Source organism: Gemella haemolysans ATCC 10379 (assembly GCF_000173915.1).
GTDB lineage: Bacteria > Bacillota > Bacilli > Staphylococcales > Gemellaceae > Gemella > Gemella haemolysans.
Window position 1 is genome coordinate 1 of the sequence record NZ_ACDZ02000006.1, and the last position, 15,812, is coordinate 15,812.

The window sequence follows — 15,812 nt, forward strand, 5'->3', positions numbered from 1 at the left end:
AAGATAAGATAAAAAATTTAAAGGAGATATTTACAGGACGAGTTATAAGGATACAGTCAGAAGCAGATGTATTAAATAATGTTTCTGATTATTTAAAAGGAGAATATTTGGGGGTAGAACATATATTAAAAAATTCTGGATGGCATTTACTGGGAAACATATTAAACTCAGAAGAATTAAAGGAAGAATTAGAAAAAATAACTGGGCAACTGTATAAAATCAAACCCAACATAGATATAGATGGAGATGGAAAAATAGATGTTAAATTGGGAGAATTAGATTTAAAGAGAAGAAATTTATTGGATGATAAAGCTAGTATAGTAAGTGAAGGGAAAATTCAACTAAATCCTGAAGTATTAAGAACCCTAAGTAGTAACATAGGAACAAAAGTAATAAATGACCTAGAGATAATAAAAAACATAACAAAATTATGTATAGAAAAAAATAATAAAGTAAGAATGGACTTTAACCAAAGAAAAGAACAAGTCACAGAAAGTATACAAGAAGAATTAAATAATATTGGAATACCATTAATACTAGACAATTTAAGAGAATCAGTAGGAGAAATAATAAAAAATAAAGACTCATTAAGCAATCTACAAAGTTACCATGAATTAAAAATGGAGTTTTTCTCAATAAATGAAAAACCTATAGTGAAAGGATATGAACTAAATCCAGCACCATATAATAATCAATTGGGAATACTGAGACACGCAGTAGAACCGCTGTTAACTCAGAGTATAAAAGAAGAAACAAGAGATATATCCAACCTTTTTAGAGGAAAACCAACTATACTGAAATCATGGCAAGAAATAGAAAATAATATTAAGAGATTATTAGAAGAAAGTGATAAGACATTTGAGGGAGATGGTCTAAGGACAGGAAAAGAAGACGGAATAAGTCAATCTTTAAAACAAGTGCTAGAAGTAGCAGGGAAAAATATAGAAGAATTAGAAAAACAACTCCAAAACACAGTAGAGCTAACGCAAGGATTAGCGGAAAATTTCGAAGAACAAGATAGATGGATAGGTACAAAACTACAACAAGGAATCTTTCTAGGAAGTAATCCAGTAAAAAATATGCCGCAAAGCTATAAAGCCTATTTAGAACGTGATGAAATATTTGATGATGTAAAAGATGTAATTCAAGCGTTTGATAAACAAGTAGAAAAAAGAAGTAAAGAATATGCGAAGAAAATGGCTGAAATAATAGGAGATAGTCTGGTTACACTTGTAAGTGGTCTGGAAAATTGGTTAAGATTTGTAGATGATGCAAAAAGTGCGATAGTGGATGTGGAAGGTAACTATCCACTAACGGTGGAAGTGGAAGAAAAATATACAGAAGAGTATCAAGAAGAGGGGGAAACAAAAACTACAACTAAAACAAGAATAAGATACTGGGGGGAGTTCAAACGGTTATACCCAGAAATTGTAGTAGACAATATAACGGATATTCAAGATAAAATAATATCTAAAAAAGCGGGAATAGTCCAGACTATACAGGTAATAAAAACAACCCAAAACAATTTAGGATACTTAGAACCAAATTTAAAGAAAATAATAGAAGAGGGAATCTATAAAGCTTTTGATTTAGATGAGATAGTAAACTCTCAAAAAATAGTAAAAAGAATAATAGAAAAGAGTCAAAGTGAAATAAAATACGTAAAAGAACATATAGGAACAGAAGGTATGAGTGGTGAGGCGATAAAAGCACTGAACCAGAAATTAGAAGAGGTAAATAGAAGTTTAGAATATTATAAGATGTTTATAGGGGATTGTTTTGGTGATCAAGCATAAGTGATATAGATACGCAATTCTGAAGAGATATTTTGTATTATAATATAAGTTGTAAATATGTTTATGATATGTTATACTATAGAGAATAAAATATAGAAAAGGAGATTGACTATGTCAGGACAAATTAGAGTTTCTCCAGAGGTACTACAAAGCCGTGCACGTGAGTACGGGAGAGCATCAGAAGATATTAATACAATTTTAAGTAATTTACAAAGATTACAGGATACTTTACGAGGAGAATGGGAAGGTCAAGCTTTCCAAGGTTTTTGATAATCAATTTAATGAATTAAAACCAAAAGTTCAAAATTTTGCAGAGTTAATGCAACAAATCAATGTACAATTAGATAAGACAGCACAAGCTATGCAACAACACGACCAAGACCTATCACGTAATTTTGGTTTAAACGGTTAAAATAAGAAGAAAGAGGTTGAGGATTACATCGACCTTTTTTTTATAGAAAAGGAGAGGTAGGATGAGTAAAAAAGGATTAATAATATTGTCGTCTATAATAATAGTCTTAACTTCAATTATAGTATTTTATGGTGTAATAAAACCTAATCCAGTTATCCCTGGAAATCAAGAAGCAAAAATAACAAATAATGATATTAAAATTGCTTTTGTAAATGAGGATAGTGGAGTAGTGTATAATGGTGACAATATACAAATGAGTAGTGTTCTGTTGAATACTTTAAAAGAGAATACAGAGTATAAATTAGAGACAGTGAGTAGAGCTATTGCTGAAAAAGGATTAGAGGCTGGTAATTATAATATTATGTTAGTGTTACCGAGTAAATTCTCTCAAGATGTTTTAGCATTAGAGAGTAGAAATCCCAAGCAAGCTATATTTCAGTACAAAATAAAATCTGATAAAAAGGATATAGTTAAACAGGCAGAACAAGCAGTATCAGAGATAAAACAATTTTTTAATAAAGATATTATAAATGTATATTTCTCAAGTATTATAGGAAATTTACAATCTTCTCAGACTCAAGTGGGAGCAGCAATTGGACGAGAAAGAAGTGTTTTAAATAAGTATCAATCTAATTTATTGGTACCACTTACAGATTATTCAAATCAATTTAAAGGTGTAGGAAGTAGTAGTGAAAATATGTTGTCTTCTTTTAGTAATTTCCATAAGAGTATAAATAATACAAATGAAGCATTTACTTCAATTATGGATACTAATAGAACATATGATAAAGAAATCGAGAAAATAAAACTATTACAAGAAAACTGGCAGTCATCACTCCAAATTCGAGAAAATAATTTGAATTTATATGATGAAGGATTAAAAAAACTATCAGTTAAAGAAGAATTATCCAATTTAAAATTAACTCAAAAATTTCTTTCTGAAGAATTAACAAATCCAGTAGCCTATACAGAATCTGAACAGAAAGTGAAAAATCTAAATAAGGCTATTGAAACTATTCTAACTACTTTTAATGGGATGAATAGTAATGTATTAGAAATAACTAATACTTATCAAGACAAAATAAAAGAAGCAGTATCAGATTCTATGAAGAAAAGTGCAGTTGATAATGCTAATCAACAAACTATAGGATTAATGATTGATGATTTAAAAGGTTCTATGTTGGAGAGGGTTAGTGAGGCTGTAAGGAATTTACCTTATTATGATGCGAATATGATAGAAAACCTACAAATTGGTGAAGAAGATAAAAAATATTTAAAAAATATAAATAGTTTTGCAGAAAAGTATTCTCAAGCTAATAATATTATTCTAGCTAAAAATAATACAACGTTTAGTCAGGAAAGATTACTAAATTTAAAAGGTGTAGTTTTAAACGAATTGGCAAAAAATCGTACAATTTCACTAAAAAATAATGAAGATAAGTATATAAGAGTGCGTGTTTTAGTTAATTCACCTTATAAATTTAATAGTTTAAATGTTAATTATGGTTCAATTAGTAAAATAAGTGACAATGAATTTATTATTACATTGAATCAGCCAACAAAGGAATTAAATATAAATTATAAACTAGAGTATAAAGGTGAAGTACTTATGATGTCTCCTGCTGTGGTTGATGCCGAAATAGATACAGTTAGGTCTGTATCTATGGTACACGGAGAGGGAGAAAAAATAGAGACAACTGATAAAGATGGTAAAAAAACAAGTAAACTTCTATATTCAAAAGAAGATAAAGATATTGAAAATAGGTCTACACAAACTCAAGTCATATTCCCATTTGAATTACCTTTTAATTTAAAAGAGAGTAATAAAGCAATTTATAATGATTTAAAAAACTATAATAATTTATTTTCTGTTGTGAAAACAATATATGGTTTAGATTTAAATAAAGATAATTTTGATTCATTAGAACCAAAAGAAGGATCTTTATTGAAAAAGGCTGAATTGAAAAATTTAAATGAAATACTAACTTCTATAGTTGCAAAAACTATAACGAATCAACTAAAAACAGAACTAACAATTCCAAAAGAAAAATTCAGTGAAATAGAAGCTTTAAAAGTTAATGCTGAAGAATTAAATAAAGTTATAGGGGAACTAAGAAAAAATACTAAGGTTTTTTCTGATAATTTAAGTGCGACTATTTTAGAAACAGAAAAGGTTTCAAAGACTTTAGAAGAAAAACCTGAACTTAAAGAAACTGAAAAAAGAGATAACACAGAGTTAGTTACAGTAAGTTTAGAAATTAATAAAGATTTAATTAAATTAATGGGGGCAAGTAATACACTACTCAATAATACTAAATCAAATCAATCAACATCTGAAGTGGTAAATAAAGGGTTTGAAAGTTTAGGGAATAGTGTAAAAACATTGGAAAGAGATGGAACAGGCTTAGCTTCAAAAGTTAATGATCTAAAGTCTTCTATGGATGCTAATTATGGAGATAATGAAGAATTTTTAAAAACTTTTTCTAAGGTACTAAATAATGCGAAAGATGGTAATAGTAAAAACAAGGCTGTTTATGATTATCTATCGAATCCAATAAATGCAGGGAATATTACGAAGTTAGTTTCAGAAAATAATACACAAAATATTGCATTAAAACAGGATACACGAACAGGGTTTGTTATGACCGTAGTTGTTTATTTAATAAGTGTTTTATTGGCTCACATATTGCAAAATACTGATTTCTCAAAAATTCAGAATCAGAGATATGTTTCAAGGGTTCAGTGGAAGAATGCTTCACTACCAATGACTATAATGATGGGATTAAGCTTTGTCCTATCTATAATTATAGGCTTAATAGTAGGAGGTAAATTAGATTATGTACTCGAAAAGACATTAGGATTAATTGTGTTAATGTTCTTGTTAATGGTTTTATTTACAGGAATGAATAATTGGTTGTTAAATAAAATTAAATCTACAGGGTTATTAATTAGTATAAGTATTTTATTGCTATATTTAGTAACTGCTGGGCAACTGCTAGATGAGAGAACAAAAGCAAATGAAGTATTATCATATATATCTCCATTGAATTATATAGAAAATGCATTAACATCATTTTTAAATAATCAAGATGGTTGGGGTGTTGTTTTTGGTATTTCATTTATCTTTACAATTTTAGTTTCAGTTTTTAATATGTCAGAATATAAAAAAATAAAGAATATTTAATAGAGGTATGAAATGGGTAAAGTTTTTAAATTAATCCTGACAATATTAAGCTGTATAGTGTTCTTTCAACAAGACGTATATGCCGAAGATGGTTCTTTGAAAATAGATACAAGAATATCGGAAAGTGCATATCAAAAGGAAAGTTTCTATATTGAACAAGAAACAGAATTAACAAAATTATTTAATGAAGCTTTAGTAAAAAATATCTCAGAACAGAAAGAAAAAGAGTCTATATCTTATAAAAAAGATAGGGCTCTTATCTTCGATATAGAGATAAAAAAAGAAACAGAGCTAGACAATTATAAAAAGAATATATTTTTGGAAAGTCAACTAAAAGGAAATTCAGAAAACACGAAAATTATTTTAAAGGAGAAAAAAAGTGTTTTTAACTGGCAGAACATATTGATAATAATAGGGGCATTTTTTGTAATGACATTGTCAATTGTTAAGGTATTCTATAAGAAAAGAGGAGCATAATGAGTGTTGAATATATAGATATTAGTATAGACTTTGGAGAGTATTTAGATAGGGTTATGGATATAAGAATTCCTCAAAAAATTACAACAAAAGAATTATTACAAACATTAGTAGAAGCATACTCTCTTCAATTAGAAATAGATAATCCTATTGTTAGGATGAGAGGAACAAATGTTTTATTAACTAGTTTTAGTAGGATAGCAGATTTTTCGGATATTAGAAGTGGAAGTTTTCTAATTGTAGAAAAAATTTAATATATGAAAGGAGAGATGAATTGATGGAAAATGTTGTGGAGATAACGAGAGAAGAAATTAAAGGAAATAAGGAAATAGCTCAGGCTTTGTTGGTGGCAAAATCACCATTTTTTGTAGATACAACTATAGAAGTTGATGAAGATAACATCAGAATAAAGAGTGAAGTTCTTGAGCAATATGATGATTATAACAAGATAATGTTATTAAATTTAAAAGATAAATTACGTTATCTTATTAATCTGTCAAAAATTTATACAGATTTAGAAAACTCTAAGTATACATATCGTTTCGATAAAGAATCAATAGTATTTACAGAAAATGGGATACCGCTTTTAGTTTATAGAGGGGTGGTAAACCAAGTATATCCATATGACAGAATTTCTTATGAAGAATTTTTAAATCAATATAAAGCTATAGTTATCTCAATAATAGATGTAAAGGCACATTATGATAAGTTGTCTGCCGGAGCATTAGAATTTTACAGAGGAAATCTGTTTTGTGAAGAAATAGCCAAAGAACCAACATTAGAAGGTGTTGTTAATATATTATTAGATTTTTATAATAAAGAAAAACAAGATAATATAGAAAACTATACACGTGTAACAAAGAAAAATATCAAGTTTTTAAAAACAAGTTTTTTAATGACGGGTATAGCAACGCTAGTATTAGGACTTTTGATAGGGTATATGTTATTATACTCAATTCCTCAAAAAGATAAAATTGCAGATATAAGATTATTATTTATAAATAAAGATTATTCTAATGTTATAGAAAAAAGTAAGAAAATGAATAGAAAGTCTATTAGTCAAGAAGATAAATATATTATAGCTTATTCAGTTATTCAGTCTGAGCCATTGACAGAAAAACAAAAAGAGCGATTAAGCAAGATAAATAATCAATCTAATGCTGACTACTTAAGCTATTGGATTTTGATAGGTCAAGCTAAGATAGATGAAGCAATAGATGTTGCAAGCTTTTTAGATGATCCGCAATTGCTAATGTATGGTATAACTAAGAAAATAGATGAATTGCAACGTAATCCAGAGTTGTCTTCAGAAAAACGAACAGAGCAACTAAATAGTTATAAATCAAAACTAGAAGAGCTAAAGAAAAAATATTTAGGATCTGAAGAAGCAATAAAAAAAGACGATAAAAAATAGGAGGAAGAAATGAAGGTTTATATTATTTATAAAGAAAAAAATTATATGCTTTATCCTAATAGAAAGTATCGTCTGGGAAATACAAGAGAATGTGATATCTATATAGAAGAAGCAATAGATGAGGTTTTAATACAAGTAAAAAATGATCGATTACTTATAAATTACAATGAATATAGTCATGGAATTTATACTTTGAAATTAATTGGATTAAAGTTAAGATTGTTGATTTTAGAAAAAAATAAATATTTTTTATTGGATAGAAAAAATGTTCTTATAGATTCAACAGATCTTGCAGATATTTATTTTAAAGAAATTAAGTTTCCTGTTTTGATAAGTTATGAGGAAGAAACAAAAATCGTAAGTGAAGGAGTTTTCTATTTAAATGGGTATAAAACTACAGGTGAAGTTTCTTTAAAAGAATTCGATGAGATTGTATTTTTAGAAGGATTAAGTATAAAAGTATTAAGTAGGTCTTTAAGCCTATTTAGTAATGCTACAATCAAAAGTGAGATGATAACATATGATGAAGATGAGCGATATGAGAATAGAGCGGAGGAGTTTCATCGTTCACCACGTATTATCTTAAGAGAACCAACAGATAAAGTTACCGTTGGAACACCTCCGATGGAAGAAGAGGAATCTAGACAGTCTCTTCTGAGACTACTTATGATGCCTTTGGCTATGGTTTTCTTTACAATATTAATGTATATCTATTCTTCTAGTGGAACAATGATGATAATGATGTTTGGTATGTCAACAGTTACTATTATAACATCGATACATAGTTATGTTTCTGATAGGAAAAAATTCAAGGAGCGTCAACAAAAGAAAGTTAAAGATTACAAAGAATATCTTGAAGAAAAACAACTAGAATTTGCCAATTGTAAAGAAGAGCAAAAGCAATCGTTAGAACATCATTATCCAGATATGAAGAAAATATTGCAGATGCCAAAAGAAGTAGATAGAAGAATATATGAAAAAACACCATATTATTTTGATTTTCTAACTTATAGATTAGGTACAGGGGAAGTGGAACCGAGTTTTTCTATAGAATATAGCAAATCTGAAACTTCTAAGGTAAGAGAAGAAGTAATAGGAGATATTAATAATCTATTATCACACTATAGAAATATTCAAAATGTTCCTGTTAAAGGAGATATTCACGTGCCTACAGGTTATATAGGAACAAGAAAAATAGCAATAGAACAAATACAGCAACTAATGATGCAAATAGCGGTGTTTCACAGTTATCATGATGTACAGTTTATTCCAATTTTTAGAGAAGATGAATTAAATCTATGGAATTGGAGTAGATGGTTACCTCACATCCAGATAAGTGCATTTAATAGCAGAGGTTTTATATATAATCAGCAAACAAGAGATCAACTGTTAACTTCTTTGTATCAAATAATTAAAGATAGAAAACTTGATTATGATCAAAATACCGATAAATCAAAAGAAAAGTTATACACTCCTCACTATATATTGTTTATAACGGATTTAAGCTTATTATTAGACCATAATATAATGGAATATATAAATGATGATTTAACATCTGTAGGAGTAACACTTGTTTTTGTAGAAGAGGTAATAGAGAGATTACCGGAACATGTTAAAACAGTCATTGATTATAGAAATGATAAAAAAGGAATACAAATATTGCATAAAGGAGAATATATAAATAAAGAATTTTCTCCATTAGAGCAGATATCATTGTTAGATAAAGAAAATTTTGCAAGAGGATTGGCAGGTATAAATCATGAAGAAACCCTTCGCAATGCAATACCTAATTCTGTAACATTTTTAGAAATGTATGGAGCAAAAACAATTGCTGAATTAAATATCTTAGAGCGTTGGCAACAAAATGAAGCTTATCAAACTATGGCTGTACCGCTAGGGGTAAGAGGAAGAGATGATATATTATACCTGAATCTTCATGAAAAAGCCCACGGGCCACACGGTTTGATAGCAGGAACAACAGGATCAGGGAAATCAGAATTAATTCAATCATATATTTTATCACTAGTTGTAAATTATCATCCATATGAAGTAGCTTTTCTATTAATAGACTATAAAGGTGGAGGTATGGCTAATTTATTCGCAAACTTACCTCATCTAGTGGGGACAATAACCAACTTAGACGCTAACCAAGCACTAAGAGCCCTGATTTCTATAAAAGCTGAATTAAAAAAACGTCAAAAATTATTTTTTGAACATGATGTTAATCACATTAATCAATATACAAAATTATATAAACAAGGGAAAGCAAAAGAACCACTACCGCATTTATTTATAATAAGTGATGAGTTCGCAGAGTTAAAACAAGAACAACCAGATTTTATGCAAGAGTTAATATCAACAGCTCGTATTGGACGTTCATTGGGGATTCATTTGATTTTAGCTACACAAAAACCTAGTGGTGTAGTAAACGATCAGATATGGTCAAACTCAAAATTTAAAATAGCTCTGAAAGTACAAGATGTAGCAGACTCGCGTGAAATTATTAAAACACCGGATGCGGCACAAATTACACAAACGGGTAGAGCATATTTACAAGTAGGTAACAATGAAATCTATGAACTATTCCAAAGTGCTTGGAGTGGGGCAGAATATAAAGAAGACGAATCAGATAGTGATAATAGAGATTTAACAATATACGAAATCAGAAATAATGGACAATATTCACCTATAAATAAAGATCTAAGTGGATTATCGGCGAGAAAAGAAATTAAATCTATACCAACTCAATTAGATGTAATTGTAGAATATACTAAAAAACTATTTGATAAAACAGGATTGGCAAAAGTTGCAAGTCCATGGCTACCTCCATTAAAAGACAATATATATAGCGATGATGTCCAAAATAATAACTTTAAAGATTATTGGGGGCGTAAAGAGAAACTTACTATTTTAGTTGGTTACCAGGATATTCCAGAAAAACAAGAACAATCGCCATTATATCTAGATATGGAAAAAACGGGACATATTATGTTAATTTCTAGTCCAGGTTTTGGAAAAACAACATTTTTACAGAGTATAGCGCTAGATTTGATGAGAAAAAATACCCCAGAAGATGTCCATATATATTTATATGACTTCGGAACAAGTGGACTTATATCTATTAATGAGTTTCCGCATGTTGCAGATTACTTCACCTTAGATGAGGAAGAAAAAATCACAAAATCTCTAAAACGTTTAGAAGAAGAAGTTAAACATAGAAAAGCACTATTAGCTAATGCCAAAGTAACTAATTATACACAGTATAATGAAGTATCGACCGAGAGTATACCAACGATTTTTATGCTGATAGATAGTTTTGATGGAATGGCAGATGCTAAATACAATGAAGCATTTATCAGTGTATTAAACACAATAGCTAGAGATGGAGCTTCTTTAGGTATATATATAGTGACCACATTATCAAGAACGAACGCTATGCGTTTGCAGTTACAAGGTAATTTCAAAACAAAAATATCGTTATTCTTATTTGATAAGAGTGACCTATCTGCGATAGTAGGACGTTCGAATATCAATTTAGAAGAAATAAAAGGAAGAGCAGTTGTGAAGTTCGATGAGATTGTGCATTTCCAAGTAGTTCAAGCTTATAAAACTCAAAGTTATTCAGAATATATAAATGAGATTAAAGAAGAGATAAATAGTATGGAAGAATATTGGCAAGGTGAAAAACCAGAAAAAATACCAATGCTACCAGAAAAAATTACATATCGATATATCGATGATATAATTACTGATAAAGATATGGATAATACTTTTGTATTAGGATTATATAGAGATACAGCTAAATTAGCAACATTCACCCTAGATAGAGCAATGATGATGGCGTCAGATAAACCAGCTGCCCTAGAGAATTATTATACAGTAGTCAATTATAATCTAAACAGAATAAGTAATGAATATAAGGCCTATCTACTTGATTCGGTAGATAGAGTGAGAACAAACTATTTATCAAACATTGAGAAGATAATAACTCCACTAGAAATAGAGGAAATAGTTAGTGAACTTTTAACAGAACTTGAAAAAAGGATGACTCAAGCACAAGAATATTCACAAAAATACTTATTAATTATTCCAGAGATAGCGGCATTCTCACGAGATTCAAGGATATCAGAACAAAATCTTAAACTTCTAGTAAAAGAAGGAGCCAAATATGGTATTACAGTTCTATTTATAGGATATTATCAAGATTTAGTATCTAATTTTGATTTCTTAATTAAGCAGATAAAACCACTAGTAGAACAGGTTTATATGGGTGTAAGAATATCTGATCAAGATCATACAAAATATCCATATATCTTTAATGAGGCTTACTTAAAGGCTAATGAAGGGTACACTCTAACACCTTATAAATATGATAACGTGCAGGTTATAGAAGAAGAGTAGATAATGTTATAAAGTCAAAAAAATAAATAAATAATTCTATACAAATTTAATATATCAAGTTTGTATAGAATTATAATAAGAAATCGAGTAAAAAGCGTATATAATAAATTTTAAAAAGGTAAAATGAAGAATTAATATTAAAAAAGATAAGCATTATTTATAAGATAATAGCTTATTTTTTTTTATGACAAAAATTGGAGAAAAATTGCTAAAAAGGTATTGAGATGTTAAAATATAGTAAAATAAAAAGGAGGAAGAGAAGTGAAGAAAATACTGATAGGAATATTAAGTACAGTCGCAATAATAGCGATATTAATAGGAGGGAAGATACAAATGGATAAATATAGAGTGAAAAGTATAGTGCATAGTGAAGAGGCGAAAGTGGCGATAAAAAGAATTTTTAAAAATAGAGACGATAAAGCATTTACGTCGGAAGGTAAAATTAAAAGTTATAGGTTAGATGAAGGTAAAATAAAGAAAAATCCAATGGGGGGAGTAGACATTTCAATTATAGTAAATGATGATAAAGATATGATATTAAATACTACTATAAGTCAAGATAAATATAATGGGGGCTATAAGACGGAAGGTATGTCTATATCACCAAAGTTAGATGAAATAATGTATTCTGAGGATAAAGAAAAGGAGTAATAAAATAATATGGTAAACACAGACTATAAAAATGTTTACACAGCAAAACGAGAATATGATGATAATAGTGTAGGATATAAATTAAGAACAGAAAGTGGAGAATATATAGGCACTTTATCCGACATAAATAATAACAGAAGTAACAATGGAGAACAAATATTTACATATACCAAGACAGAAAATGGAAGAGGAGCGATGCCACTAGAAGCCCCCTTAAGTGAAAGAGCAAAAGTAAAAGAAATTACCTTGCTATACAGAGACTCAACCAATCCACTAGAATCAGTTACAGGTAAAGCAGGAGAAGTAGGAAGAGATTGGGGGTTAAATAATACAGTATTAGGGCTAAAAATAGGAACAGGACAAAGAGGTGTGACGGGACAACTAGAAGCCTCAGCAGATTATCTAAAAGAAATAATGGAAAAATATCCTAATGCAAAAATAAATACAAAGATGGGATGAGCGTTATCTATGAGATAATAGCTTATTTTTTATGACAAAAATTGGAGAAAAATTGCTAAAAAGGTACTTAGATGGTAAAATATAGTAAAATAAAAAGGAGGAAGAGAAGTGAAGAAAATACTGATAGGAATATTAAGTACAGTCGCAATAATAGCGATATTAATAGGAGGGAAGATACAAATGGATAAATATAGAGTGAAAACTATAATACATGGAGAAGAAGGGAAAGCAGCAATAGAAAATATGCTGAAAATAATGGATGAAAAAGCCTTGACACCAGAGGGAAAAATAAAAAGTTATCAAATAGATGAGAACTACACTCATAACAATCCAATGGGTGGTCTAATAGTTAGAGTTATTATCAATGATGATCCAGAATTAGATGTTGAAACAACATTAAATAAATATCCTTCAAGAGGAAAGTTAGAACACGGCGTGATAATAACCTCTGAAAAACTGTCAAAACTAGTACCAGATAAAGGATTACTAAGCGAGGAAAAGGGAAATGAGCAAGACAGATAGAGTACATAAAGAAATAGCAGAATCAGAGTATAATAGCTATGTTGTAGGGAAAGAAGCGAAAACAAATAACTACAACAAAATAGGAAAAACCCTTGACTTTAATGATAACCGAAGTGGAAATGGAGAACAAATATACGCCTTAGCTAGTGATGGAAGTAATGCCTTGCCCAACGCATCCTTAAGTGAAAGAGCAAAAGTAAAAGAAATTACCTTGCTATACAGAGGCTCAACCAATCCACTAGAATCAGTTACAGGTAAAGCAGGAGAAGTAGGAAGAGATTGGGGATTAAATAATACAGTATTAGGACTAAAAATAGGAACAGGGCAAAGAGGTGTGACGGGACAACTAGAAGCCTCAGCAGATTATCTAAAAGAAATAATGGAAAAATATCCTAATGCAAAAATAAATATATATGGACATTCATTAGGGTCAATGGATGCCCAATACGCACTATCCTCTATAACGGATTACAGCAGGATAAACGGAGCATATATTTATAATGGTCCGAATATATATAGTTTGTTATCGTATAGTCAAAAAGTGAATGTAAGTGCCTTATACGATAAAATACATAATTATGTTGACTCTGAAGATATAGTAGGATTAGGCTATAAAGAAGGAGAGGGAGCAGTAGGACAAGTATATAAATTTGTTGGTCTAGATAAGAAAACTGTACCTATGCTTGTAGGGGAAAAAATAGCAGGTCCATTAGGGGCAATGGTAGGATTGGCTTATGGGGCATTCGCAGACCAACACCTCTGGGGAGGATATGATTTCGATGCAGACGGTAATCTAATAGATAGGCATGGAAGAAGAGTAAAAGCCTGGGAAAAACCAGAAGAAACAGCCATGCTAGAAAAAGTATCTAGAAGTAAAGAGTATTTGGAACTATTGAGAAAAAATAAAGAATTAACAATTGATGTGAATCAAGATGGAAAGCTAGATGCAAAATTTAGTGTAGATAGTTTAAAAGCAACGCCTCTAATACCAGTTGGAGCAAGTGGAGAAATAGTAATAAATTTTCCTACACTATTAATACTAGCTGGAAATTTGAAAGCTCTTTTAAATGAGATAGCACAAATAAAAGAATTGCTTAGTATATCTGAACAAACTAATACAGATGTAGAAAGCAGAAAACAAAGTAGAACGGAGACATTAGAACAATCAATAGTTCGTTACTTGGAGCAAATAGAGTTAATAAAAAGTATAAAAAAACTTGATGAATTTTACTCAACATTAGAAGATAACAAAAGTAAGTTTGAAGTATTAGGAGAATATAATACATATCAATTTTCAAGACAATTTGATTGGTTTGGGTTTAGCGGTTTTAAACATTGGTGTTATCAAAGTGGAAGTGCTTGGGATTATAGTCCAACAGTAAAAAAATTAGATAAGATTAAGGTGTCTGCTCGAAAGATAGCAGAAGGAGTAAAAAAAACATATTATAATGAATATAGCCCGCAAAGAGAAGCTATAATTACGGTATCTGCTAAGACGGATATAGCTAGACAAGGGATAGCCACAATAAATTCATTTAAATCAAATATAGCCGAGACATTTAAAGGGCAAGGTGTAAGATCGAAGTTTGATGATGGTATAGCTAAACCATTAGGCGAGGTAATAAGAGTAGAAAAAACAAATATGGATGCAATGGAAATATGTATAAGAAGTATGCGACAAAGTGTAATAGCATTAGCGGATAGTCACCAAGCAAATGATACTACAATAGAGCAAAATTGGAATACAAAACAAGATGTATTAGGAAACTATAAAGTAGGGAAAATACCTAGCGATTTTAACACATTTGTAGAAAAATCAGGGTTATTCGATGATTTGGCGGTGCTAAAGGCGTTTGACAAACAAGTAGATGATGAGGCTAATAATCTATCGTCTAAAATGGCAACTTCATTTACAGCGTATCTCACAGTAGCAAAAGATAAAAGTAGAAATACTTATGCAGATTTAAAAGAAACACAAGCGAGTGTGGTAAGTTTAATACCAGATTTTCCGACAGGTATTTATTATAAAGAAGAAAAAGAAGAAGGAGAATATGACATACACTACTATCACACAATAGAGGAGAGTATAGCAGTTGCATCAGCAATAAAAGAGACAGAAAAATTAATAACAGAATTGGAAAAGTCGTATCGAGACACTATACAAACAATTGATTCAGCAGGAGGATCATTGTCTACGCTAAAAATAGAATTAAGGAATTACTTAGAAGATGCGATATATAATTATTCAACATTATCAGAGGTCATAAGGGCTCAAAGAATGATAGCGTTAGTAATGAATAAGATAAATGCTCAGGTAATAAGTTTTTCTGAATTGGTGAATCAAAATAAAGGGAAATCAATAGAGGCTTTAGATAGTAGAATGAAAGAGTTAGGGGTAATGACTTCTCATGTATCAGAGTTAATAAGCACATGTTTTGGGAATAAATAGGAAAATTAAAGAATAAAACTTTTAGAATAATAAAAAGATAGTCGCAA

Annotated in this window: 10 protein-coding genes and 1 pseudogene; all 11 read left to right on the forward strand. The window is 29.7% G+C overall.

Features of this window, described 5'->3' with window-relative positions; genetic code table 11:
• On the forward strand, nt 1-1,796 hold a 1,796-nt coding region (locus GEMHA0001_RS01680; protein ID WP_040464258.1), incomplete at its 5' end, for an SA1320 family protein.
• Nucleotides 1,797-1,907: 111 nt separating this feature from the next.
• A pseudogene (locus tag GEMHA0001_RS01685) lies at nt 1,908-2,208 on the forward strand (WXG100 family type VII secretion target).
• A 61-nt stretch (nt 2,209-2,269) separates the two neighbouring features.
• Entirely contained in the window at nt 2,270-5,392 is a 3,123-nt protein-coding gene (gene esaA, locus GEMHA0001_RS01690; protein WP_004263950.1) for a type VII secretion protein EsaA, read from the forward strand.
• A 12-nt stretch (nt 5,393-5,404) separates the two neighbouring features.
• The gene (locus GEMHA0001_RS01695) at nt 5,405-5,869 is read left to right on the forward strand and encodes a hypothetical protein (protein WP_004263770.1); all 465 of its coding nucleotides are present in this window, start codon (nt 5,405-5,407) and stop codon (nt 5,867-5,869) included.
• Nucleotides 5,869-6,123, forward strand: a complete 255-nt coding sequence (locus GEMHA0001_RS01700; protein WP_004264044.1) for a ubiquitin family protein — start codon at nt 5,869-5,871, stop codon at nt 6,121-6,123. Before GEMHA0001_RS01695 ends, GEMHA0001_RS01700 begins: the two co-directional genes overlap by 1 nt.
• A 23-nt stretch (nt 6,124-6,146) precedes the next feature.
• The gene (essB, locus tag GEMHA0001_RS01705; RefSeq protein ID WP_004263790.1) at nt 6,147-7,283 is read left to right on the forward strand and encodes a type VII secretion protein EssB; all 1,137 of its coding nucleotides are present in this window, start codon (nt 6,147-6,149) and stop codon (nt 7,281-7,283) included.
• A gap of 9 nt (nt 7,284-7,292) precedes the next feature.
• Complete coding sequence (essC, locus tag GEMHA0001_RS01710; RefSeq protein WP_004264010.1) at nt 7,293-11,684, forward strand: type VII secretion protein EssC; 4,392 nt, start codon at nt 7,293-7,295, stop codon at nt 11,682-11,684.
• A 261-nt stretch (nt 11,685-11,945) separates the two neighbouring features.
• Entirely contained in the window at nt 11,946-12,335 is a 390-nt protein-coding gene (locus GEMHA0001_RS01715) for a DUF1310 family protein (protein ID WP_004263937.1), read from the forward strand.
• A gap of 9 nt (nt 12,336-12,344) precedes the next feature.
• On the forward strand, nt 12,345-12,794 hold the full coding sequence (locus tag GEMHA0001_RS01720) for a hypothetical protein (protein WP_004263850.1): 450 nt from the start codon (nt 12,345-12,347) through the stop codon (nt 12,792-12,794).
• 108 nt (nt 12,795-12,902) lie between these two features.
• Nucleotides 12,903-13,316, forward strand: coding sequence for a DUF1310 family protein (locus GEMHA0001_RS01725; RefSeq protein ID WP_004263813.1), 414 nt, complete (start codon nt 12,903-12,905; stop codon nt 13,314-13,316).
• On the forward strand, nt 13,300-15,765 hold the full coding sequence (locus GEMHA0001_RS01730) for an SA1320 family protein (protein WP_004263817.1): 2,466 nt from the start codon (nt 13,300-13,302) through the stop codon (nt 15,763-15,765). Before GEMHA0001_RS01725 ends, GEMHA0001_RS01730 begins: the two co-directional genes overlap by 17 nt.
• The last annotated feature ends 47 nt before the right edge of the window (nt 15,766-15,812 follow it).